This window comes from Aeromonas sp. ASNIH2 (assembly GCF_002934795.1).
Classification (GTDB): domain Bacteria; phylum Pseudomonadota; class Gammaproteobacteria; order Enterobacterales; family Aeromonadaceae; genus Aeromonas; species Aeromonas caviae.
Genome location: NZ_CP026406.1, coordinates 1,462,588 through 1,483,602, shown reverse-complemented (window position 1 = coordinate 1,483,602; position 21,015 = coordinate 1,462,588). Strand labels below are relative to the sequence as shown.

The 21,015-nt window shown below is 63.6% G+C and carries 22 protein-coding genes; 14 read left to right on the top strand and 8 right to left on the bottom strand.

Annotated elements, in window-relative coordinates:
- Nucleotides 1-6 precede the first annotated feature (6 nt).
- Both C3F36_RS06775 and cutA read right to left on the bottom strand, forming a co-directional pair.
- The gene (locus tag C3F36_RS06775) at nt 7-1,785 is read right to left on the bottom strand and encodes a protein-disulfide reductase DsbD (RefSeq protein ID WP_104454759.1); all 1,779 of its coding nucleotides are present in this window, start codon (nt 1,783-1,785) and stop codon (nt 7-9) included.
- The gene (gene cutA, locus C3F36_RS06770; RefSeq protein ID WP_010675653.1) at nt 1,782-2,099 is read right to left on the bottom strand and encodes a divalent-cation tolerance protein CutA; all 318 of its coding nucleotides are present in this window, start codon (nt 2,097-2,099) and stop codon (nt 1,782-1,784) included. The genes C3F36_RS06775 and cutA overlap by 4 nt, the downstream gene beginning before the upstream one ends.
- A gap of 183 nt (nt 2,100-2,282) precedes the next feature.
- Here cutA and C3F36_RS06765 point away from each other — a divergent pair, with 183 nt between their 5' ends.
- Nucleotides 2,283-2,624 (top strand): hypothetical protein, encoded by a 342-nt coding sequence (locus C3F36_RS06765; protein WP_010675652.1) that lies wholly within the window; start codon nt 2,283-2,285, stop codon nt 2,622-2,624.
- Between the two features lie 70 nt (nt 2,625-2,694).
- Here the strand turns inward: C3F36_RS06765 and C3F36_RS06760 are convergent, their stop codons facing one another.
- Nucleotides 2,695-3,132 carry a PACE efflux transporter gene (locus C3F36_RS06760; RefSeq protein ID WP_039040541.1) on the bottom strand — a complete coding sequence of 146 codons (438 nt, stop codon included), beginning with the start codon at nt 3,130-3,132 and terminating at the stop codon, nt 2,695-2,697.
- A 124-nt stretch (nt 3,133-3,256) separates the two neighbouring features.
- Between C3F36_RS06760 and C3F36_RS06755 the strand changes: the two genes are divergently transcribed.
- Nucleotides 3,257-4,138: a LysR family transcriptional regulator gene (locus C3F36_RS06755; protein ID WP_104454758.1), complete on the top strand. Its 882-nt coding sequence runs from the start codon at nt 3,257-3,259 to the stop codon at nt 4,136-4,138.
- 7 nt (nt 4,139-4,145) lie between these two features.
- Here C3F36_RS06755 and ygfZ read toward each other — a convergent pair whose 3' ends face one another.
- Nucleotides 4,146-5,057, bottom strand: a complete 912-nt coding sequence (ygfZ, locus tag C3F36_RS06750) for a tRNA-modifying protein YgfZ (protein WP_042881539.1) — start codon at nt 5,055-5,057, stop codon at nt 4,146-4,148.
- Nucleotides 5,058-5,170: 113 nt separating this feature from the next.
- On the opposite strand from ygfZ, the gene C3F36_RS06745 reads away from it, so the two are divergent.
- Both C3F36_RS06745 and C3F36_RS06740 read left to right on the top strand, forming a co-directional pair.
- Nucleotides 5,171-5,440 carry an FAD assembly factor SdhE gene (locus tag C3F36_RS06745; RefSeq protein WP_010675648.1) on the top strand — a complete coding sequence of 90 codons (270 nt, stop codon included), beginning with the start codon at nt 5,171-5,173 and terminating at the stop codon, nt 5,438-5,440.
- A gap of 58 nt (nt 5,441-5,498) precedes the next feature.
- Nucleotides 5,499-5,870 (top strand): protein YgfX, encoded by a 372-nt coding sequence (locus tag C3F36_RS06740; protein ID WP_104454757.1) that lies wholly within the window; start codon nt 5,499-5,501, stop codon nt 5,868-5,870.
- Between the two features lie 103 nt (nt 5,871-5,973).
- On the opposite strand, the gene nadB is transcribed toward C3F36_RS06740, so the two are convergent.
- The gene (nadB, locus tag C3F36_RS06735; protein WP_048208412.1) at nt 5,974-7,581 is read right to left on the bottom strand and encodes an L-aspartate oxidase; all 1,608 of its coding nucleotides are present in this window, start codon (nt 7,579-7,581) and stop codon (nt 5,974-5,976) included.
- Nucleotides 7,582-7,763: 182 nt separating this feature from the next.
- Here nadB and rpoE point away from each other — a divergent pair, with 182 nt between their 5' ends.
- The 10 genes from rpoE (at nt 7,764) to pdxJ (ending at nt 16,628) form a co-directional block, all read left to right on the top strand.
- Nucleotides 7,764-8,345: an RNA polymerase sigma factor RpoE gene (rpoE, locus tag C3F36_RS06730; RefSeq protein ID WP_010675645.1), complete on the top strand. Its 582-nt coding sequence runs from the start codon at nt 7,764-7,766 to the stop codon at nt 8,343-8,345.
- A 22-nt stretch (nt 8,346-8,367) separates the two neighbouring features.
- Nucleotides 8,368-8,955 carry a sigma-E factor negative regulatory protein gene (locus C3F36_RS06725; protein WP_104454756.1) on the top strand — a complete coding sequence of 196 codons (588 nt, stop codon included), beginning with the start codon at nt 8,368-8,370 and terminating at the stop codon, nt 8,953-8,955.
- A gap of 21 nt (nt 8,956-8,976) precedes the next feature.
- Nucleotides 8,977-9,957 carry a MucB/RseB C-terminal domain-containing protein gene (locus tag C3F36_RS06720; protein ID WP_104454755.1) on the top strand — a complete coding sequence of 327 codons (981 nt, stop codon included), beginning with the start codon at nt 8,977-8,979 and terminating at the stop codon, nt 9,955-9,957.
- 90 nt (nt 9,958-10,047) lie between these two features.
- Entirely contained in the window at nt 10,048-10,509 is a 462-nt protein-coding gene (locus tag C3F36_RS06715; RefSeq protein ID WP_104454754.1) for a SoxR reducing system RseC family protein, read from the top strand.
- A gap of 159 nt (nt 10,510-10,668) precedes the next feature.
- The gene (lepA, locus tag C3F36_RS06710; protein WP_042016225.1) at nt 10,669-12,462 is read left to right on the top strand and encodes a translation elongation factor 4; all 1,794 of its coding nucleotides are present in this window, start codon (nt 10,669-10,671) and stop codon (nt 12,460-12,462) included.
- A gap of 3 nt (nt 12,463-12,465) precedes the next feature.
- Entirely contained in the window at nt 12,466-13,389 is a 924-nt protein-coding gene (lepB, locus tag C3F36_RS06705) for a signal peptidase I (protein ID WP_010675640.1), read from the top strand.
- On the top strand, nt 13,390-14,061 hold the full coding sequence (gene rnc, locus C3F36_RS06700) for a ribonuclease III (RefSeq protein ID WP_010675639.1): 672 nt from the start codon (nt 13,390-13,392) through the stop codon (nt 14,059-14,061). It begins immediately after the preceding gene.
- Nucleotides 14,062-14,122: 61 nt separating this feature from the next.
- The gene (era, locus tag C3F36_RS06695) at nt 14,123-15,022 is read left to right on the top strand and encodes a GTPase Era (RefSeq protein ID WP_041211854.1); all 900 of its coding nucleotides are present in this window, start codon (nt 14,123-14,125) and stop codon (nt 15,020-15,022) included.
- A complete protein-coding gene (gene recO / locus C3F36_RS06690; protein ID WP_104454753.1) occupies nt 15,023-15,733 on the top strand; it encodes a DNA repair protein RecO in 711 nt (236 codons plus the stop codon).
- Between the two features lie 157 nt (nt 15,734-15,890).
- Nucleotides 15,891-16,628, top strand: a complete 738-nt coding sequence (gene pdxJ, locus C3F36_RS06685) for a pyridoxine 5'-phosphate synthase (RefSeq protein ID WP_010675636.1) — start codon at nt 15,891-15,893, stop codon at nt 16,626-16,628.
- Between the two features lie 150 nt (nt 16,629-16,778).
- Here the strand turns inward: pdxJ and C3F36_RS06680 are convergent, their stop codons facing one another.
- From C3F36_RS06680 to barA, 3 genes are all read right to left on the bottom strand, one after another.
- A complete protein-coding gene (locus C3F36_RS06680) occupies nt 16,779-17,660 on the bottom strand; it encodes an N-acetylmuramoyl-L-alanine amidase (protein ID WP_104454752.1) in 882 nt (293 codons plus the stop codon).
- 32 nt (nt 17,661-17,692) lie between these two features.
- The gene (locus tag C3F36_RS06675) at nt 17,693-18,178 is read right to left on the bottom strand and encodes a DUF1456 family protein (RefSeq protein ID WP_104454751.1); all 486 of its coding nucleotides are present in this window, start codon (nt 18,176-18,178) and stop codon (nt 17,693-17,695) included.
- A gap of 64 nt (nt 18,179-18,242) precedes the next feature.
- Nucleotides 18,243-20,963 carry a two-component sensor histidine kinase BarA gene (barA, locus tag C3F36_RS06670; RefSeq protein ID WP_104454750.1) on the bottom strand — a complete coding sequence of 907 codons (2,721 nt, stop codon included), beginning with the start codon at nt 20,961-20,963 and terminating at the stop codon, nt 18,243-18,245.
- Nucleotides 20,964-21,015 lie beyond the last annotated feature (52 nt).

The following is a 21,015-nucleotide window of genomic DNA, read 5'->3' as shown; positions in this document are numbered from 1 at the left end:
CCGGTATCAGCGCAGCTTGTCCAGCTGGCCGAGAAATTCGACAGGCCCCATGAAGCCGGTCACCCGCTGGCCGTTCACCTCGTTGCCATCGCGATCGAAGAAGATGAGGGTCGGCAATCCCAGCACGTTGAGGCCGTTGAGCAGATCCACGTCGGCGTCGTCGTTGGCGGTGACGTCCGCCTGCAGCAGCACCATCTCGCTGAAGCGCGCCTGCACATCGGGGTCGCTGAAGGTCTTGTGCTCGAACTCCTTGCAGGCCACGCACCAGTCGGCGTAGAGATCCAGCAGCACCGGCTTGCCGCGGGCGGCGGCAAGCTGCACCTTGAGATCGTCAAGGGTCTTGATGCGGATGAATCGGGGGGCCTGGGTCTGGGCGGCGGCATTGGCCCCCTCGGGTGGCAGCAGCAGATCCTTGCCCACCACCACGAGGCCCATCATCGCCAGCAACAGGACGAAGCCGCCAAGGCTCTTGCCCACCGAATGGGCGCGATGCTGGTTGTGGTGATAGAGATAACCGCACAGCACCAGCCCCCAGCCGAGCCAGAGCAGGGTGGCCACCTGATCGCTCAGGAGCCTTGAGAGCAGCAGGATGGGTACCGCCAGCAGCGCAAACCCGAAGAGTTGCTTGATCACATCCATCCAGGCGCCGGCCCTGGGCAGCAGCTTGCCGCCAGAGGTGCCGAGCAAGAGCAGCGGCAGCCCCATGCCCAGGGAGAGGGCATAGAGGGCCGCACCGCCGAGCCAGAGGTCGCCACTCTGGGCCACGTAGATAAGGGCCCCGGAGAGCGGCGCCGTGGTGCAGGGGGAGCAGACCAGTCCCGAGATCATGCCCATGATGGCGACGCCGGCCACGGATCCGCCCTGCTGGCGGTTGGAGAAGCCCGAGAGACGGGTTTGCAGGCTGCTCGGCAGTTGCAGGGTGTAGAGCCCGAACATGGAGAGGGCGAGCAGCACGAACATCACCGAGAGGCCGATGAGCACATAGGGGTGCTGCAGGGCCGCCTGGAATTGCAGGCCCGCCGAGGCAACGACGAGCCCGAGCAGGGTATAGGTGACCGCCATCCCCTGCACATAGACAAAGGAGAGCAGGAAGGCGCGACGGGTGGAGAGGCGATGCCCGGCCCCGGCGATGATCCCGGTCAGGATGGGATACATGGGGAAGACGCAGGGGGTGAAGGCGAGGCCGAGACCCAGGGCGAAGAAGGCGGCGACGCTGATCCAGAACCCCTGGCTGCCGAGGGCGGCCGCCAGCCTGTCCTGCTGGCTGCCCGGCACGTCGGTGCCCTGAAGGGGGGCCACCGCTTCCGCCTGGGCGGGGGCGGTGAGGGGCTCGACGGCGATCCGCTTGTCGGTCGGTGGGTAGCAGAGTCCCTCGGTGCAGCCCTGGTAACTCAGGGTGAGGCTGGCCGCGTCCCCGACCCGGGTCAGTGCCACGGGGATCTGCACCTCCTGGTAATAGACCCGGCTCTTGCCGAAGAAGTCATCCTCGTGCTCGGTGCCGGGGGGCAGGACGGGCTCGTCAAAGGCGAGGTTCTCTCCCTTCACACGGATGCTGTGGCGATAGAGGTAGTAGCCGTCGGCGATGCGTATCCGGAGCAGCAGCCGATCACCCTGTTGTTCGCTCTCGAGGGCGAAGGCCTGATCCACCTTGAGGAATCTTGGCTGGGTCTCGATGCCGAGGCTGCCGAGCAGATCCTGGCTGCTGGCCCGGGCGGGGGCCGTCGTCAGGACGCAGAGCAGGCCCAGCAGTATCAGCAGGAAGGAGAGGGGGCGAGAGGCGGTCATGAGGTCTCCTGTGTCAACCAGTCGAGATAGGCAGGGTGGCCCTGGCTTGCCGGGAGCGCCAGGATCTCCGGTACCTCGTAGGGATGGTGGGCGAGAATGCACTGGCGCAGGGGTTCGAACAGAGCGGCCCGACTCTTGATGACGAGCTGGATCTCCCGGGTTCGCTCCGTCTTGCCCTGCCAGCGATAGACGGAGGTGACCCCGGGCAGCTGGTTGATGCAGGCGGCGAGGCGCTGGTCGAGCAGCTGCTCGCAGAGGCGGTCTGCACTGGTCTCGTCGGGGCAGGTGCAGAGCACCAGAATGGCGTCGGTCATAGGGATGGACGGTCTCGGCAACGGGGCGCACGGGCCCCCTGGATCAGCCGTTACTATACCGGGCCGGGGGGCAAATAGCACCCGGCCCCCCGCACCCGGAATAAGTCATGCGCCCGAGATGGACGCTGTGAAAAGGACAGGGCAGAATGAGCGGGCTTGTTCCAATTCTACGTAAGGAAATGTATGACCCAACAGAATGAGCAGCAGAGAAACCGCATGTTGAGCCTGTTGCGTGAAGGGGAGCGCCGCATGCTGGTGCAACTGGCCGGTCTGCTGCGTACCAGTGTCGACGAGATCAATGCGGAGCTGGAAAAAGAGGAGCTGTTGTCGGCGTTGGAGCAACCCATCACGGTGGAGTACCTCAACGGCGTGGTGCAGCATCATCTGTTCGAGCGCCTGCACAAGGGGGACATGGTGGCGGCCCAGCGCATGCTGAACCAGTACCAGAGCGACCTCGAAGCCATGATGCGCCAGGAAACCAGGCAGGACGACACCCCGCCGGAAGAGGTCAAGGCCCAGGCCTGACCCCGCGAGGCCCTCTTCAGCACCATCATGCCATCGCATGATGGTGCCTCGCCCTTACCCCTCGAATCGCTTATCCCAGTGCCTTCTGCACCTGTCCCATGGGAATGGGGAACACCTTGTCGTAGCTCCAGTTGTAGACGAAGGCATAGACCAGGTAGAAGAGCACGAAGCCCATATCCAGCACCAGCGCCTCCAGCAGGCCGATGTCGAGCCACCAGGACATCACCGGCAGGGCCACGATCAGCAGGCCCCCCTCGAACCCCAGGGTGTGCAGCACCCGCTGCCACAGCGCCTTGTGGGTGTGGCCCTGATAGCGCAGCAGCAGCTTGTCCACCCCGATGTTGTAGACATAGTTCCAGACGGTGGCGACCACCGAGAAGAACAGGGCCAGGGGGCCCATGTGGTTGAGCCCGACGCCGGTCACCCAGCTGGCCAGCGGAGCGGCGATCAGCAGGCCAATCAATTCGAAGCCGATGGCGTGGCGCAGGCGGTCACGGGTCGTACGCATGGTCTGTCTCTCTCTCTGATCAGGGAATGGCGGCAATGTATCGCCAAAACCGGATAGATTCACGTTGGTATCTATCGCTAAAATAGATAGATGTGACGACACAACCGCACGGCGGAGCAGGCTCATGACCCCTTCACTGGAACACTTCAAGGCATTGCTGGCGACGGCCGAGACCGGGTCGTTCTCGGCGGCGGCGCGCAGGCTGGGCAAGGCCCAGTCGGTGGTGAGTGCCGCCATCGCCAACCTGGAGATCGATCTCGGCCTTGCGCTGTTCGATCGCAGCGGCCGCTATCCCGTGCTGACCGAGGCGGGGGCCCGCATCTGTCAGGAGGAGGGGGTGCTGCTGGCCCAGAGCGAGCGACTGCAGGCCATCGCCGGCGAGCTGGCCAACGGCGTCGAGTCGCGCCTCACCCTGGCCATCGACGATGACTCCCACCTGCCCTGGCTTGGTTCCCTGCTGGAGGAGTTCGCCAGCCGTTACCCGGCGGTGGAGCTGGAGCTGCTGTTTCCGCTGATGGAAGACGTGACCGAGCTGCTCAAGAGCGGCCGTGCCCAGCTCGGCATCAGCTACCAGAAGGCGCACCCCGAGCGGGAGCTGGTCTCCCGCTCCCTGGGGACGGTCACCATGCCCCTGGTGGTCTCTCCGGATCACCCCCTGGCCCACAAGACGCCGTTGAAGGAGAGCGACCTGCAAGGGGCTCGCCAGTTGATGGTGACTGGACGGCGGGAGGGGACGGAGCGCCATCGCTTCCGCCTCTCGGCGCAAGTGTGGTGGGTGGAGGGGGATCTCGGGATCCTGGAGCTGGTGAAACTGGGGCTGGGATGGGCGGCGGTGCCCGAGTTTCTGCTGCACCGGCCCCTGGCGCGGGGGGAGCTGGTGGTGCTCAAGCCGGACTTCATCGCTGAGGCAGAACTGGCGCTGGAGTTGCAGTGGTATCGCGCCCGCCCGCTCGGGCAGGCGGGGCGCTGGTTGCAGGAGGCACTGCTGGCGCGGGTGCCTCGCTAGGGGGGATTCAGTCGATCAACGCATAGGGCAGGGGTTGCAGACCGAGGCTGGAGCCCTCTTCCAGCTTGAGGCGGAAGCGGGCGTCGGCCTCGGTATCCTTGGGCAGCACGGCGGTGAGCCACACCTGACCCTGCTGCTGCCAGGCGTTGAGCACCAGACCGCTGCGGCGCCAGTTGTCACCGAGCTGGATCTCCAGGGTGTCACCGCTGGCTACCTGCGTTGCGGCAGTGCCGCTCAGCACGAAGAGGGCGCGGTTGTTGGCGCCGCGATACTTGGCGCGCGCCACCGTCTCCTGCCCCATGTAGCAGCCCTTGTTGAAGCTGATGCCATCAAGGGCTTGCAGGTTCAGCATCTGGGGGATGTATTCCCCCTGATGGACCGCTTCCAGATGGGGGAGACCGGCTTTGATTTCCAGCCCCCACCAGAGTCCTTCGTCGCCCACCGGCAGGTTCAGGGCCTGCGGGGATGTGCTCGCCAGCAGCCAGCGGTCCGCCTCCACCCTGACTGCCATGCCGCCCTCCACCAGACCGGTGCCGGTCAGCGCGAAGTGCTGTGCCATCCAGTCGTCCGTCCCCTGACCGGCCAGTCCGGTCAGGCTGCCCTGAAACTCGCCGATCTCGACCTTGGCAAAGATCGCAAACTTCTTGAGCTCCGGCAGTTGGCGGGCCAGCACCGAGGGCTTGGTCAGCATCAGCAGGCTGTCTTCCAGGCAGAGCAGGCGAAAATCGCTCCACAGCTTGCCCTTGGGATCGCAGTGGCCGCCGAGGGTGCTCTGGCCCGGTTGCAGGGCGTTGACGTCGCAGGTGACCTGACCTTGCAGATACTTGGCGCGATCCGGGCCGCCGAGGCGGGTGATGGCCAGATTGGTCAGGGAAAACAGGGTCGGCTCGGCAGGAAGAAGAGGGGTCGGCAGGCTCACGATGGGATTCCAGAGACAGAAAGTATGTGACCTGCATGGTAAAGACGTAAGGAATGTTTGTCAGCCGGAAAATCCTGCTGCTACCATTCCCCGGTCTTTGTAAGGAGAGTTCCATGTTGAACCCAAGTGAGAAGTCCCGCCTGAAGTGGGCCTGCCGTCGCGGCATGCTCGAGCTGGATGTGATCTTTATGCCCTTCTTTGAGCACGAGTTCGATGGCCTCGGCGAGGCCGAACAGCGCACCTTCATCCGCCTGCTGGAGTGCGAGGATCCCGAGCTGTTCCGCTGGTGCATGGGTCACGGCGTGCCCGAGGATCCCGCTTTTGCCGCCATGATCCCCCTGATCCTCGAGCGCAACCAGGCCCGTCACGACAGCCTGCGCTGAGCCCGACTCGCGACCGCTACCCCTCATGGCCAGCCTCGCATCTCCCCAGCGGGTAGTGATGCCCGTGATCGCCTCCCGCCAGCAGCGTCTGCTGCTGTGCATCCTGTTTCTGTTGCTGCTCTTGCCCGTCGCCAGCCTGATCCAGGGCTGGCAATGGGGGCTGTTCCTCCCTGTCTGGGGGCTGGGCCTGTGGCGCGCGTTGCGTCGCCATCCGGCGGCGAGCGGCGTGCTCGTCTGGGACGGGGAGTGGCTCGAGTGGCAAGGGGCGCGCCATCGGCTGGATCCCCGCAGTCGCATCCTGCCCGGGGTGCTCTGGTTGCGGCTGAAGACGGTGGAGGGCTCCGAGGGGCAGCTCTGGCTCTTCTCCGATGCCCTGGCCCCTGCACACTACCGCGCCCTGGCCCGCGCCATCCACCTCGCTGTCCGCTAGGGGCGTCTCTCTCTACCTGCTACATCTGCCGCTCATAGCAGATGACCCCGCCTGGGCGGGGTCATCTGGGGGAGGGCATACGCCCGAATCGAACGCAACGGCCTTATTCCCGATCCGGGGTCAGCACGGTCGGCTTGGAGTCCGGCTGCATGTCCGGATAATCCAGGTTGTAGTGCAAACCGCGAGACTCCTTGCGCTCCAGGGCGCAGTTGACGATGAGCTCGGCCACCTGCAACAGGTTGCGCAGCTCCAGCAGGTTGTTGGAGACCCGGAAGTTGGCGTAGTACTCCTGCACCTCCTGCTTGAGCAGATCGATGCGACGCTTGGCCCGGGCCAGGCGCTTGTTGGTGCGCACTATGCCCACGTAGTCCCACATCATCAGCCGCAGCTCGTGCCAGTTGTGCTGGATCACCACCTGCTCGTCCGAGTCATCCACCTGGCTCTCGTCCCAGGCCGGCAGGCTGGGGGGCGCCACGCTGGTGGGCAGCTTGGCCAGGATGTCGGCTCCCGCCTGATGGGCATAGACCACGCATTCGAGCAGGGAGTTGGAGGCCATGCGATTGGCGCCGTGCAACCCGGTATAGGTCACCTCGCCGATGGCATAGAGGCCGGGGATGTCGGTCTGGCCGTTGTTGTCGATCATCACGCCGCCACAGGTGTAGTGGGCCGCCGGGACGATGGGCATCGCCTCCTTGGTGATGTCGATACCGACCGCGAGGCAGCGCTCATAAATGGTCGGGAAGTGCTTGATGATGAAATCCGCCGGCTTGTGGCTGATGTCCAGATACATGCAATCCGCCCCGAGGCGCTTCATCTCGTGGTCGATGGCGCGGGCGACGATGTCCCGCGGGGCCAGCTCGGCCCGCTCGTCAAACTCCGGCATGAAGCGGCTGCCGTCGGGACGGCGCAGGTAGGCCCCTTCGCCACGCAGCGCTTCGGTCAGCAGGAAGTTGGGGTCGTCCGGGTGGAACAGGCTGGTGGGGTGGAACTGGTTGAATTCCAGGTTCGCCACCCGGCAGCCGGCCCGCCATGCCATGGCGATGCCATCGCCAGAGCTGACGTCCGGGTTGGAGGTGTACTGGTACACCTTGGAGGCCCCGCCTGTGGCCAGTGCCACGAAGCGGGCGCGGATCACCTCGACCTGCTCGGCGTTGCGATTCCAGACATAGGCTCCCAGTACCTTGTTGCCCGGCAGACCCAGCTTGCGGGTGGTGATGAGATCGACCGCGTTGAAGCGCTCCATCAGCTGGATGTTGGGGTGGGCGCGCACCTGGTCGATCAGGGTGAGCTGCACCGCCTTGCCGGTGGCGTCGGCCGCGTGGAAGATGCGGCGATGGCTGTGGCCCCCTTCCCGGGTCAGGTGATAGTGGGATTCCCCCTCGGCATCCTCTTCCTGATCGAAGGGGACCCCTTGCTGAATGAGCCACTGGATGGAGTCGCGGGCGTTGCGGGCGGTGAACTCCACCACCGCCGGGTCGCACAACCCGGCGCCGGCGTTGAGCGTGTCGCTCACGTGGGATTCGATGCTGTCGGTCTCGTCGAACACGGCAGCGATGCCTCCTTGCGCATAGAGAGTGGCCCCCTCACTGATGGGCCCCTTGCTCAGAACCAGGACTTTGGCCTGGTCTGCCAATCGCAACGCGAGGGACAGACCGGCGGCACCGCTGCCAATGATGAGTACGTCGCAAAGGTATTCAACACTTGCTTTCATAAGTATCATTGGCCTGGATTAAGAACTGGCCCCATGGTAGCCCAAGGGGGGGCTGTGGTGCAGCCCGCATCACATTTTTTTCAGTGCAAGCGAACTTTCTCTGATTCCTCCTGTCTGAACTTGTGCGCTTAGAAGGGGCCGGAAAAGAAGAACGATAACCTGATGGGGGTTTTACGGCTCTGATGAGCGACCAGAATCTACTGGACGAACAGCTGGTTGAACGGGTCCAGCGTGGCGATAAGAATGCATTCAACCTGTTGGTACGCAAGTACCAGCACAAGGTGGTCAACCTGGTGGCCAGATATGTCAACAATCCGGGCGATGTACCGGATGTGGCGCAGGAGGCCTTTATCAAGGCCTACCGTGCGTTGCCGACATTCCGTGGCGAGAGCGCGTTTTACACTTGGTTGTACCGGATCGCCGTCAACACGGCCAAAAACTACCTGACGTCACAGGGGCGCAGACCGCCCAGCAGTGATGTCGAAGCGGACGAGGCTGAATATTATGGTGGTGGTGAAGCCCTGCAAGAGGTGGCCACCCCGGAAAACCTGGCGCTGACCGACGAGATCAAGCGTACTGTGTTTACCGCCATAGAAGCCTTGCCAGAAGATTTGAGAACGGCGATCACCCTTCGTGAAATGGAAGGGCTGAGCTACGAGGAGATTGCGGAGATCATGGATTGCCCGGTGGGTACGGTGAGATCCCGCATCTTCCGGGCGAGGGAAGCAATCGATAAAAAGCTGCAACCTCTGATCGAGCATTAACTGGGGAAAGACAGGCAAACTTATGGCAAATAAAGAGCAACTTTCAGCCCTGATGGATGGCGACCTCAGCGAAATCGAGGTACTGAACGAGCTGGGAACGGATCCCACTCTGCAGGATACCTGGTCGCGTTACCATCTGATCGGTGATGCCATGCGGGGTGACCTGCCGGTCAATCTGCAACTGGATCTCAGCGACAGCATCATGCTGGCGCTGGAGGATGAACCCGCCATACTGGCGCCCAAGCCGGCACAGCCTGCTGCGCCCCAGGTGCAGCCCGCCGGCAAGGTGATCCCCTTCGTTCGCCGCTTTGGCCAGCAAGTGGGGCAGTATGCCATTGCCGCCTCCGTGGCTGCCGCCGTCATCTTCGGCGTGCAGCAGTACCAGGGCAAGGATGGTGTGCCGACCAGCCCGGTGCTCAATACCATACCCGTCGGTGGCAGTGCTGCGCCGGTGAGCGTGCACTATCCCCAGGATGGCAGCCGGACCGGTGTGCGTCAGCAAGGTCTGAGCGAGCAGCAGATGCAGGAGCAGCGCGAGCGCATCAATGCCTTCCTGCGCGACCATCAACTGCAACAGCGTCTGCTGCAAGACAAGCAGATTCAGGAATAACGCATTTTTAGGGATCAGATCGTGCGCCAGTCCAGCCGTATCCTGCTGGCCTCTCTCCTGTTGATTTGTGCCAAGGCCTCGGCTGACGATCTGTCGGCCGAGGCCTTGTTGCAGCAGATGCAGAGTGCCGTTTCGCAACAAAACTTCGAATTGTCCATGGTCAAGGCCCGCCAGGGGCGCCTCGAGCCTATCCGTTTCAGCCACGGGATCATCGATGGCAAGGAGGTGGCTCACTTGAGCTATCTCGACGGCAAGGCCGTGGAGTTCCTGCAACGCCAGAACGAATACACCTTCTTCGAAAACACCCATGAACCCTACACCCTCAAGGGGGCGCGTTTCCCCGGGGTCTGGTCGAGCCTGGTGAGGATGCCGCTGCCCCGGGTGATGGAGAGTTATGACCCCGTGCTGGCGGGCCGCAGCCGGGTGGCCGGCCTGGTGGCACAAGTGGTACGGCTGGTGCCCAAGGAGGCGGACAAGTACGGCTTCGTGCTCTGGATTGACGAACAGAGCCATCTGCTGCTGCGGGTGGACATGGTGGATCGAGAAGGCAATCTGGTGGAGCAGGTGCTGGGGGTGGATCTGGACAGGCAATCTGCGCCGGTCCCCTGGCTGGTCACCCTGGCACGCAGCAAGCTGCCGGATGCGCTGGCGCTGGAAGATGCCTATCCCGCTCCCCAGCAGACCCTCAACTGGCACCTGACCTGGTTGCCCGATGGCTTCAAGGTGCTCTCTCAGGATCGGCATCAGCTGGTCAGCACCAGTCTGCCGGTGGATTACATGATGCTCTCCGACGGGCTGGTGGATCTCTCCGTCTACGTCTCACGGGTCGATCCCAAGCAGGCGGTGCGCCAGCAGTTGATTCGCCAGGGGGCTACCTCGCTGGTGAGCTTCGTCAACGAGGTCGGGGTGGAGATCACCGTGGTGGGCGAGGTGCCCGCCGAAACCGCCAAGCGCATCGCCGAGGCAGTGCAGCCCCTGGCCCGCAACGAGGCGGTGCAGTGAGTCTTTGCCGTGAGACTTGCCCTGAGGGTGCCGCCGTGTTGAGATCCGGTGCATCCACCGCCCCCTGTGAGGAGTCATCAGGTGAGTAACATGAGTGAAGAGCTGGCCACAGTAGTGGCCATCGACGGCAATCACGCCTGGGTGGAGTGCGAGCGGCGATCCGCCTGCAGCGGTTGCCACCAACAATCCAGCTGCGGGACCGGCACCGTCGCCAAGGCCTTTCCCATGAAGGCGCAGCGGCTGCGGGTCGCCCTCACCGGCGATGTGGCGGTGGGCCAGCAGATCCGCCTGGGCATCCCTCAGGCCAGCATCCTGCGCGGTGCGGCCCTGGTGTACGTGTTGCCGCTCTTCTGTCTGATGCTGGGCGCCCTGCTCGGCCAGCTCTGGCTGGTGCCGCTCTTGTCGGCGGGAGAGGGGGTGACCATCCTCTGCTGCCTGCTGGGCGGCGCCATCGGATTTTTACTGGTTCGTTACTTTTATGACCGGCTCGAGCAGGGGGAATACGGTCCCCGCATGCTCGGGGTGGTGCTCAATACCCGTCATCTCTCTTGAGGAGCCGGGTCTGGCGGAGGGCATCCAGGTGCCCAACGCCCGCCAGACAAGGCGCTATTTGTGGGGCCCGCCGACTAAAGATTGGCCGTCGACCGGGTTATCCAGTAAAATCCTGCCCTCATATCCGACCCTAACTTAATTTTGAGTGATTCTTGCTCGATGAAACACATTCGTAACTTTTCGATTATTGCGCACATCGACCACGGTAAGTCGACCCTGTCGGACCGTCTGATCCAGACTTGCGGCGGCCTGTCCGATCGCGAGATGCAGGCCCAGGTGCTGGACTCCATGGATCTGGAGCGCGAGCGCGGCATTACCATCAAGGCACAGAGTGTGACCCTGAACTACCAGGCACAAGACGGTAACACCTATCAGCTGAACTTTATCGACACCCCGGGCCACGTGGATTTCTCCTACGAGGTTTCTCGCTCCCTGGCTGCCTGTGAAGGGGCACTGCTGGTGGTGGATGCCGGTCAGGGGGTTGAGGCACAGACTCTGGCCAACTGCTACACCGCCATGGAAATGGAGCTGGAAGTGGTGCCGGTGCTGAACAAGATTGACCTGCCGGCCGCAGAGCCCGAGCGGGTTGCCGAGGAGATCGAGGACATCGTCGGCATCGACGCGGTGGACGCGGTGCGCTGCTCCGCCAAGACCGGCCTCGGTGTCGATCTGGTGCTGGAAGAGATCGTCGCCAAGATCCCGTCCCCGGAAGGGGATCCGGAGGCGCCGCTGCAGGCGCTGATCATCGACTCCTGGTTCGACTCCTATCTCGGGGTCGTGTCGCTCGTGCGGATCAAGAATGGTTCCCTGAAGAAGAACGACAAGATCAAGGTGATGAGCACCGGTCAGGTGTGGGGTGTGGATCGCATCGGTATCTTCACGCCGAAGCAGGTGGACACCGACGGCCTGGGTTGTGGCGAGGTAGGTTGGGTCGTCTGCGGCATCAAGGATATCCACGGTGCGCCGGTGGGGGATACCCTGACCCTGGCCAAGCACGGTGCCGAGAAGGCGCTGGCCGGCTTCAAGAAGGTGAAGCCCCAGGTCTATGCGGGCCTGTTCCCCATCTCCAGCGATGACTACGAGTCGTTCCGCGATGCGCTGGAGAAGCTCTCCCTCAACGATGCCTCCCTGTTCTACGAACCGGAGAGCTCCACGGCGCTGGGCTTCGGCTTCCGCTGCGGCTTCCTCGGGATGCTGCACATGGAGATCATCCAGGAGCGTCTGGAGCGTGAATACGATCTGGATCTCATCACCACTGCGCCGACCGTGGTCTACGAGATCGAGCTGAACGATGGCTCCACCATCCACATCGACAGCCCGGCCCAGATGCCCGCCATCAACAACATCAAGGAGATGCGCGAGCCCATCGCCGAATGCCACATCCTGCTGCCGCAGGAGTACATGGGCAACGTCATCACCCTGTGCATCGAGAAGCGCGGCGTACAGACCAACATGGTCTACCACGGCAAGCAGGTGGCGCTGACCTACGAGATCCCGATGGCGGAAGTGGTGCTCGACTTCTTCGACCGTCTGAAGTCCACCAGTCGCGGCTACGCCTCCCTTGACTACGGCTTCAAGCGTTTCGAAACCTCCGACATGGTCCGTCTGGACATCATGATCAACGGCGAGCGGGTCGACGCCCTGGCCATCATCACCCACAAGGAGAACGCCCAGTATCGCGGTCGCCAGGTGGTGGAGAAGATGCGCGAGCTGATCCCGCGCCAGATGTTCGACATCGCCATCCAGGCCGCCATCGGCAACCAGATCATCGCCCGCAGCACCGTCAAGGCATTGCGTAAAGACGTCACCGCCAAGTGCTACGGTGGTGACGTGAGCCGGAAGAAGAAGCTGTTGAACAAGCAGAAAGAAGGCAAAAAGCGGATGAAGTCTCTGGGCCGTGTGGATGTGCCGCAAGAGGCCTTCCTCGCCATTCTCCACGTCGGAAAGGATTAATCGATGGCAAGCACCTTTTCCCTGATCCTCGTCGTCGTCACCCTGCTGACCGGCATCATCTGGACGCTCGACAAGCTGGTCTGGGCCAAGCAGCGGGCGGCCAAGATTGCCGCCGCCCGTGCCAATGCCGGTCCGGATGTGGACGAGAAGACACTGGCCAAGGTGGCCCCCATGCCGGTCTGGATCGAACAGACCGGCGGGGTTTTCCCGGTGATCGCGCTGGTGCTGATCCTGCGCTCCTTCATCTTCGAGCCGTTCCAGATCCCGTCCGGCTCCATGATGCCGACCCTGCTGGTGGGCGACTTCATCCTGGTGGAGAAGTTTGCCTACGGCCTCAAGGACCCGGTGACCAACACCAAGTTCCTCGAGACCGGTGAGCCGAAGCGCGGTGATGTGGTGGTCTTCAAGTATCCGCTGGATACCCGGGTGGACTACATCAAGCGGGTGGTCGGCATGCCCGGCGATCGGGTCATCTATCGCAACAAGGAGCTGATGATCCGGCCCAAGTGCGATGAGCAGGAAGGGAAAACGTGCCCCGGCTTCCAGAAGCTGGACGTCAAGTTCGAGCAGCGCGGCGAGTTCAGCCAGATGGGGATCCCGCTGGATCGCTACACCGAACAGCTGGGCGATGTCTCCCACGAGACCTTGCGCAACCCGCTGATGCCGGACCTGGTGGACCGCTACTATCGCCAGCCCGGGACCTACCCCGACGAGTGGGTAGTGCCGGAAGGCCACTATTTCGTGATGGGTGACAACCGCGACAACAGCACCGACAGCCGTTTCTGGGGTTTCGTGCCCGAGCAGAACCTGGTAGGCAAGGCGGTCGCCATCTGGATCAGTTTCGAATTCGAGCGCGAGGAAGGGTCCAGCTTGCCGAGCTGGGTGCCGACCGGTGTGCGCTTCAACCGCATTGGCGGAATCAAGTAAATGAATATCAAGATGAACAGACTGCAGTCCCGTCTCGGGCATGTCTTTCAGGATCCTGAGCTGCTGACCCGGGCACTGACCCATCGCAGCGCAGGGTCCCGTCACAACGAGCGCCTGGAATTTCTGGGGGACTCCATCCTGAGTCTGGTGATTGCCGATGACCTCTTCCACCGCTTCCCGCAGGCGGCGGAAGGGGATCTCAGCCGGATGCGCGCCACCCTGGTGCGCGAGAAGACGCTGGCCGAGCTGGGCCGGGAATTCGACCTCGGGGATCACCTGATCCTGGGGCCGGGGGAGCTGAAAAGCGGCGGTTTTCGCCGCGAGTCCATCCTGGCCGACACCGTCGAGGCGGTGATCGGCGCCATCTATCTGGACACGGATCTGGAGCGGGTGCGCAGCCTCCTGCTCGGCTGGTATGCCAGCCGCCTTGGCGAGATCAAGCCCGGGATCGAACAGAAGGATCCCAAGACCCGTCTGCAAGAGATCCTGCAGGGCAGCCGCAAATCCCTGCCGACCTACACGGTGACCAACGTCAAGGGCGAGGCCCACAACCAGGAGTTCACCGTCCAGTGCGAAGTGGATGGGCTGGATGGCCCCCTGGTCGGGATCGGCTCCAGCCGCCGCAAGGCCGAACAGGCCGCGGCGCAGCAAGCACTGGAACGGCTGTCATGAGCACCATGACGGATCCGGCACTGTGCGCTCTTTTCACTCCATCAGCATTGGGAACGCGGTCATGACAGATACCACCTATTGCGGCTTTGTCGCCATCGTGGGCCGCCCCAACGTGGGCAAGTCCACCCTGCTCAACAAGTTGCTCGGCCAGAAGGTCAGCATCACCTCGAAGAAGCCCCAGACTACCCGTCACCGGATCCTGGGGATCGACACCGAGGAGAACCATCAGACCATCTATGTGGATACCCCGGGTCTGCACATCGAGGAGAAGCGGGCCATCAACCGCCTGATGAACCGCGCCGCCACCAGTTCCCTGGGGGACGTGGCCATGGTGGTGTTCGTGGTGGACGGCACCCACTGGACCAAGGATGACGAGATGGTGCTGGGCAAGCTGCGCCACCTCAAGTGCCCCGTGGTGCTGGCGGTCAACAAGATCGACAACGTCAAGGAAAAAGAGGATCTGCTGCCGCACCTCGAGTGGCTGGGTCAGCAGATGAACTTTGCCCACATCCTGCCCATCAGCGCCGAGAAGGGCACCAACGTGGAGAAGATCCGCGAGTGGGCCAAGGATCTGCTGCCGGAGAACGTCCACTTCTTCCCGGAAGATTACGTGACCGACCGCTCTTCCCGCTTCATGGCCTCCGAGATCATCCGCGAGAAGCTGATGCGCTTCACCGGCGAGGAGCTGCCCTATTCGGTGACGGTGGAGATCGAGCGCTTCAAGGTGGAGGAGACCGGTCTCTACCACATCCACGGGCTCATCCTGGTGGAGCGCGAAGGCCAGAAAAAGATGGTCATCGGCAACAAGGGCGAGAAGATCAAGACCATCGGCACAGAGGCGCGCATCGACATGGAACGGCTGTTCCAGAACAAGGTGCATCTCGAGCTGTGGGTCAAGGTCAAGTCCGGCTGGGCCGACGACGAGCGGGCCCTGCGCAGCCTCGGGTATGGCGACGACTGATTGCTGACCCCGGCTTTCGTCATCCACAGTCGGCCCTATCGGGAGACCAGCCAGCTGGTCGAGGTCTTCACCCAGGATAGCGGTCGATTCACCCTGGTGGCTCGCGGTTCCCGCGGGCCACGCTCCTCTCTGAAGGGGCTGCTTCAGCCCTTCACCCTGCTCACCATTGCCTGGTGCGGCAAGGGGGATCTCAAGAACCTCACCCAGGTGGAGTGCCCGGATCACTCGTTGCGCCTCGGCGGGGATCGTCTCTTCTACGGCCTCTATCTCAACGAGCTGGTCTACTACCTGCTGGAAGCGCACACCCCCTTCCCCGAGGTGTTCGACGCCTATGCCCGTGCCATCATGGCACTGGCGGACGGAGAGACCCCGGAGCTGCCCCTGCGCCGCTTCGAGTTCCTGCTGCTGCAGGCCCTGGGCTACGCGGTGGACTTCGAATATGCCGCGGACGACGACTCCCCCATCGACCCCACCCTGCTTTACGGCTTCGAGCGGGAGCTCGGCTTTGTCGCTTGCGAGCGGGCGCCGGATCCCCGTACCCTGTTCCTCGGCGCCCACCTGCTGGCCTTCGCCGAGGGGCGTTTCGACACGCCTCCCTTGCTGCAGGCGGCCAAGCGTTTCAGCCGACTGGCGCTGCAGCCCTATCTCGGCAAGCGTCAACTGAAGAGCAGGGAGCTCTTTTTGAAGCGAAAAGGCAGTGTTTCAAGCTGATTTTTATTATATGGTGATGTTTTGTGTTTATGACATCGCCTTTCATGAACAATAATGCTGTCGCCGCGACCAGAACCGGCCTGCGGCGGCACATGGACAGAGGAGCGGGCTCCACCCGCTCCGGCATTCACAGATGACCTGTATCAAGGAGTAAGCAATGAGCGAGATCTACCTGGGTGTGAACATCGACCATATCGCCACCCTGCGCAACGCCCGCGGCACCCAGTATCCGGATCCGGTACAGGCCGCCTTCGTGGCCGAGCAGGCCGGTGCCGATGGCATCACGGTCCACCTGCGGGAAGATCGCCGCCACATCACCGACCGGGACGTGGAGATCCTGCGCCAGACCATCCAGACCAGGATGAACCTGGAGATGGCGGTGACCGAGGAGATGATCGGCATCGCCTGCCGCATCAAGCCCCACTTCGTCTGCCTGGTGCCGGAGAAGCGCACCGAGGTGACCACCGAGGGTGGTCTGGACGTGGCGGGCCAGCTGGACAAGGTGACCGATGCGGTGACCCGTCTTGCGGCCGTCGGTGCTCAGGTATCCCTCTTCATCGATGCGGATCCGTTGCAGATCGATGCGGCCGCCGCGAGCGGTGCTCCCTTCATCGAGATCCACACCGGCCGCTACGCCGATGCCACCACGGATGCCGAGCGCAACGCCGAGTTCAAGCGCATCGCAGCCGGTGCTTCCTACGCCGCAGGCAAGGGCTTGAAGGTCAATGCGGGCCACGGTCTGCACTACCACAACGTCAAGGCTATCGCCGCCATCCCCGAGCTCTATGAGCTCAACATCGGTCACGCCATCATCGGCCGCGCCGCCTTCGACGGTCTGGCCAAGGCGGTCAGCGACATGCGTGCGCTGATGCAGGAAGCCCGTCAGGGGATCTGATGCCGCTTCGCAGGTATCGCAACCACAAGGGACGCTTCGGCGTCCCTTGTGGTTTTCAGGAGTGGAAGGCGGGGTGAACCCCGTGCTCATCTGGCATGGGGCCGGGCATCCGTGTGCAGAGGGCGAAAGGAAAGGGGCGCCTCAGCCTGGTTACGGGAAGTAGCGCTCCAGCAGGGCGGTGAGGATGGCCTGGCACTCGGCATCCGGCTCGCCGGTGATCAGGGCAGGGCGAAAGTGAAGCTGGAAGGCGCGCAGGGCGGCGCGGCTCTGCTCATCCCAGGCGCCGTGCTGGGGTAGGCCGTAGCCGTAACGGGCAAGCTGCTGCTGCCATTGCAGCGCATCCCAAGGGATGAGCTGCGTCTGGCGCAGCTCGGCCACCCGGGCCTCGTCGGGCCAGGCGCCGACACCGTAGCGCAGGGCGAGCTCGCGCCAGGGGAACCGGGGGCCGGGATCCTGCTTGCGCTCGGGGGCGACATCGCTGTGGGCCAGCACCTGGGTGGGGGGGATCTGGTAGCGTTCGACCAGATCCCGGGCGAGGGCGCCGAGGGCGGCGATCTGGGCAGGGGGATAGGGTTGCCAGTGTCTCAGATGGGCGGGCAGGGCCGCGTCTTTCTCGTCATACCCGAGATTCACTATCTCGATACCGAGCGAACTGGCGTTGAGCCCGGCGTAGTGATGCCAGCGACTGCGTCCGGCGTGCCAGGCCCGCTGGCTGTCGGGCACCAGCTGGTAGACCGGGAACGGTTGCTCGTCGGTGTCTCGGGGGATCAGGTAGTGGGCGCTCACCTTGTGCTCCGGCTCGGTCAGCAGGCGCAGGGAGCGGGCATCCTCTTCATCCGTGTAGTGCAGGATGAGGAAGGCGATGCGCTCGTTCTGGCTGGCGCTCTGATGATCCTGATTGAGCCGATAGGGCGCAGGCTGGCAGGCGCCGAGCAGCAGGATGAGGGGCAGTGACCAGAACCAGCGCGCCGCGAACCGGCACGCGCCGCCGCTCGCCGACGGGCGTGGAGCCAGCAGGCGGCGCCAGCCCATGGTCTAGCCTCGCACCTGGCCGGAGGCGGTCATCAGGGCTCGGGCCTGTATTTGGCGGTGAGGCCAATCAGGAAGTTGCGCAGGATCTGATCCCCGCAATCCTGATAGTGCTTGTGATCCCTGGCGCGGAACAGGGCGCTCAGCTCGGACTTGGAGAGGTTGAAGTTCGCGAGCTTGAGGGTGCCCAGCATCTCCTCTTCCTTGTAGTTGAGGCCGATGCGCAGCTTGCGCAGGATCAGGTTGTTGTTGATCCGGTTCGGGATCACCTGGGGCGGGGCATCTTCCCGCACACCGCGGCGCAGGGCGATGAAGCCGTCGAGGAACTGGCTCAGTGCCGAGTCCGGGCAGGCGGCAAAGCCCGCTTCCTGTGCCTCGCCCTCTTCCGCCTCCTTCATCAGCCAGCCGTGCAACTGGGCATGGGTGATGGCCAGATTGCCCTTGGCAAAGATCTCGACCATCTGGTCGTTGCTGATGCTGAGGGCATAGCGCAGGCGGCGCAGAATATCGTTGTTGGTCATGTTGACTCCTGTGGAAACGGCGCAGATGTTACCACCTGCCGCCTGTCCAGTCAGAAAAAGCGCCTCAGTCGGTCAGGGCCAGGTAGCGGGGGGCCTCCTGCCTCACCTGCTCCAGGGCATCCTGCAGCTCCAGCAATTCGGGCTCCAGATCGCTCACGGCGACCCCGTCGCGCAGCTGCTGCTCGAGCTGGGAGAGCAGGCGTTGCAGACCCGGCACCCCGGAGTAGGCGCAGCCACCGTTGAGGCGGTGGAGCTGGGCCAGCACGTCTGCATCGTCGACACTCCCTTCCAGCGCCGCCGCCAGGATGGGCTCCACCTCGTCGAAGCTGGCCAGCAGCATGGTCAGCATCTCCCGGGCGAGGGCCTGCTTGCCGGCGGCCTGACGCACGGCGAGGGGCCAGTCTATCTGCTGATCCCCGTGATTCTGGTGCCGCCTGTGGGCGAAGTCGGTGATGAGCTGCGCCAGCATCCCCTCGTCGATGGGTTTGGCCAGGTAGTCGTCCATGCCCTGGCGAATGAGGCGCTCCCGCTCACCGGGAATGGCATGGGCGGTGACCGCGACGATGGGGGTCTCGGTGTTGAGGGAGTGGTGGCGGATCGCCTGGGTGGCGCTGATGCCGTCCATGACGGGCATCTGGATATCCATGAAGATGATGTCGAACGGCTGGCTCTGGGCCAGGTTGACCGCTTCCTTGCCGTTCTTGCACACCACCACCTCGGTCACCATCTCCTTGAGCATGGCGGCGATGAGCTTGAGGTTGGCGGCGTTGTCATCCACCGCCAGCACCTTGACCGCCTGCACGCTGCGCGGCGTCGGCGCGGGCAGGGGGGCACGGCGTACCGCCTCGGGGGAGAGCAGGGCGTGCAGCAACTTGCGATGGTTGATGGGCTTGGAGAGGCAGTGGACGGCGCCGTGGGCCAGCATGGCGTCGTAGAGGGCCGGCTCGTGGCTGCTGAGCAGCACTATGGTGTTCTGCTGGCCGTCCAGTCCGTCGAGACGGGCAATCACCTGCTGCGGGCTTTGCAGGGTGCTGCTGCCGATGAGCACCATGTCCTGGCTGCTCATCGGGGGCCACTCCTCGTCCACCGTCAGGGAGTGCACATCCAGGTGCCACTCTCCCAGCAGGGCGAGCAGGGAGGCGTGAGTGAAGGGATCTGGCTCCAGCAGCCAGACCCGCTTGCCCTGGATGCGATCCAGCGGAAGCCGCTCGCTCTGGGGCAGGGGCGAGACATCCAGATCCAGGTGGAACGAGAAGACCGACCCCTTGCCGAGTTCGGATTCGAAGCGGATCTGGCCCCCCATCTGCTGCACCAGCTTCTGGGTGATGACGAGCCCGAGCCCGGTGCCCCCATAGCGGCGGGAGATGGAGGAGTCTGCCTGGTTGAAGGCCTGGAACAACTGGCGCTGCTGCTCTTCGGAGATGCCGATGCCGGTATCGCGAATCAGCACCCGCAGGCGCACCTTGTTGCCGCTGGATTCCCCGGTCTGCTCGACACGCACGTCCACGTTGCCGCGCTCGGTGAACTTGATGGCGTTGCCGGTGAGGTTGGTGAGCACCTGCTGCAGACGCATGGGGTCGCCGGTGAGGTAGTCCGGCACGGCGGCATCCACCTGGAGGGAGAGTTCGAGCTGCTTGTCGTGGGCGCTCGGCCCCAGCAGGTGCATGGTCTCGTTGAGGGTGTCCCGCAGGCTGAAGGGGATGTGCTCGAGCTGCAGCTTGCCCGCCTCCAGCTTGGAGAAGTCGAGGATGTCGTTGATGATCCCAAGGAGGTTGCGCGCCGACTTCTCGATGGTCTGCATGTAGTCGGTCTGGCTCGGGGTCAGACTGGTCTTGAGCAACTGGCGGGTGAAGCCGATGACCCCGTTGAGAGGGGTGCGCAGCTCGTGGGACATGTTGGCGAGGAACTCGGACTTGACCCTGGCCGCCTCCTGGGCGCGCTTCTTCGCCATGTCGAGCTCGACGTTCTGGATCTCGATCTGCTCGAGGGTCTCCCGCAGATCCGACGTCGCCTGATCGATGTTCTGCTGCATCTCCTCGTGATATTCGGAGAGCGCCTTGGCCATGGCGTTGATGCCGTTCTTGAGCATGTCCAGCTCGCCGGTGAGCTGGCCGCTGACCCGGGTATCGAGCCGCCCCTCCCTGATCCGGTGCACCGCCTGCACCATGTCGGTGATGGGCTGGGTCACGCTCTTGACCAGACGGAAGCCGAACAGGGCGCTGATGGCCAGCCCGATGAGCACGATGATGACCGCGAAGAAGGCGTCGCGGTACTGCAGGACGATGGCCCTGTCCGTGGCGAGTTGCATGGAGATGTAGCCGATGACCGGCGGCTCCAGATCGCTTGGCAGCGGGAAGCCGTCCAGGCTGGTCTCTGCCTGGATGGGGGTGCGCAGTATGATGTCATCGCCGTTGACGGAGACGCTGGTCAGGGCCGGGATGACGCTGCCGTCCGGCAGACGAAGCTGGCTGAAGTCCCTGTGGTAGTTGGACGTCACGAACAGCTGGTTCTCCTGGGTGAAGACGGCGATGGACTTGATGAAGGGCGAGTTCTTGCGATGGGTGAGCCCGATCAGCCGCTTGAGGGATTCGCGGCTGTGCTGTGTCATGCCGTATTCGCTGGCGATGGCCAGGGGCTCGATGATGTTGATGCCCTGATCGATGAGGTTGTTTTCCAGCTGCTGATAGCGGTGGAAGGTGAAATAGCCGGCGATGAGGCCGCCGATGATGAGGGTCGGCAAGATGGTGAAGGCCAGCACCCGGGCCCTGAGACCGTACTTGGTCATGCCGCCGACCTGTCTTTCGCAAGAGAAGCCATGACCCGGGGCGCATGCAGGC

What these genes read in the sequence shown, in the direction of transcription:
- pdxJ (WP_010675636.1), top strand. Translation starts at nt 15,891, where the DNA reads ATGAGCGAGATCTACCTGGGTGTGAACATCGACCATATCGCCACCCTG.
- C3F36_RS06725 (WP_104454756.1), top strand. Translation starts at nt 8,368, where the DNA reads ATGGCAAATAAAGAGCAACTTTCAGCCCTGATGGATGGCGACCTCAGC.
- barA (WP_104454750.1), bottom strand. Translation starts at nt 20,963, where the DNA reads ATGACCAAGTACGGTCTCAGGGCCCGGGTGCTGGCCTTCACCATCTTG.
- C3F36_RS06760 (WP_039040541.1), bottom strand. Translation starts at nt 3,132, where the DNA reads ATGCGTACGACCCGTGACCGCCTGCGCCACGCCATCGGCTTCGAATTG.
- era (WP_041211854.1), top strand. Translation starts at nt 14,123, where the DNA reads ATGACAGATACCACCTATTGCGGCTTTGTCGCCATCGTGGGCCGCCCC.
- C3F36_RS06755 (WP_104454758.1), top strand. Translation starts at nt 3,257, where the DNA reads ATGACCCCTTCACTGGAACACTTCAAGGCATTGCTGGCGACGGCCGAG.
- C3F36_RS06765 (WP_010675652.1), top strand. Translation starts at nt 2,283, where the DNA reads ATGACCCAACAGAATGAGCAGCAGAGAAACCGCATGTTGAGCCTGTTG.
- nadB (WP_048208412.1), bottom strand. Translation starts at nt 7,581, where the DNA reads ATGAAAGCAAGTGTTGAATACCTTTGCGACGTACTCATCATTGGCAGC.
- C3F36_RS06715 (WP_104454754.1), top strand. Translation starts at nt 10,048, where the DNA reads ATGAGTGAAGAGCTGGCCACAGTAGTGGCCATCGACGGCAATCACGCC.
- C3F36_RS06745 (WP_010675648.1), top strand. Translation starts at nt 5,171, where the DNA reads ATGTTGAACCCAAGTGAGAAGTCCCGCCTGAAGTGGGCCTGCCGTCGC.
- rpoE (WP_010675645.1), top strand. Translation starts at nt 7,764, where the DNA reads ATGAGCGACCAGAATCTACTGGACGAACAGCTGGTTGAACGGGTCCAG.
- rnc (WP_010675639.1), top strand. Translation starts at nt 13,390, where the DNA reads ATGAATATCAAGATGAACAGACTGCAGTCCCGTCTCGGGCATGTCTTT.
- lepA (WP_042016225.1), top strand. Translation starts at nt 10,669, where the DNA reads ATGAAACACATTCGTAACTTTTCGATTATTGCGCACATCGACCACGGT.
- C3F36_RS06740 (WP_104454757.1), top strand. Translation starts at nt 5,499, where the DNA reads ATGCCCGTGATCGCCTCCCGCCAGCAGCGTCTGCTGCTGTGCATCCTG.
- lepB (WP_010675640.1), top strand. Translation starts at nt 12,466, where the DNA reads ATGGCAAGCACCTTTTCCCTGATCCTCGTCGTCGTCACCCTGCTGACC.
- C3F36_RS06680 (WP_104454752.1), bottom strand. Translation starts at nt 17,660, where the DNA reads ATGGGCTGGCGCCGCCTGCTGGCTCCACGCCCGTCGGCGAGCGGCGGC.
- C3F36_RS06675 (WP_104454751.1), bottom strand. Translation starts at nt 18,178, where the DNA reads ATGACCAACAACGATATTCTGCGCCGCCTGCGCTATGCCCTCAGCATC.
- cutA (WP_010675653.1), bottom strand. Translation starts at nt 2,099, where the DNA reads ATGACCGACGCCATTCTGGTGCTCTGCACCTGCCCCGACGAGACCAGT.
- C3F36_RS06775 (WP_104454759.1), bottom strand. Translation starts at nt 1,785, where the DNA reads ATGACCGCCTCTCGCCCCCTCTCCTTCCTGCTGATACTGCTGGGCCTG.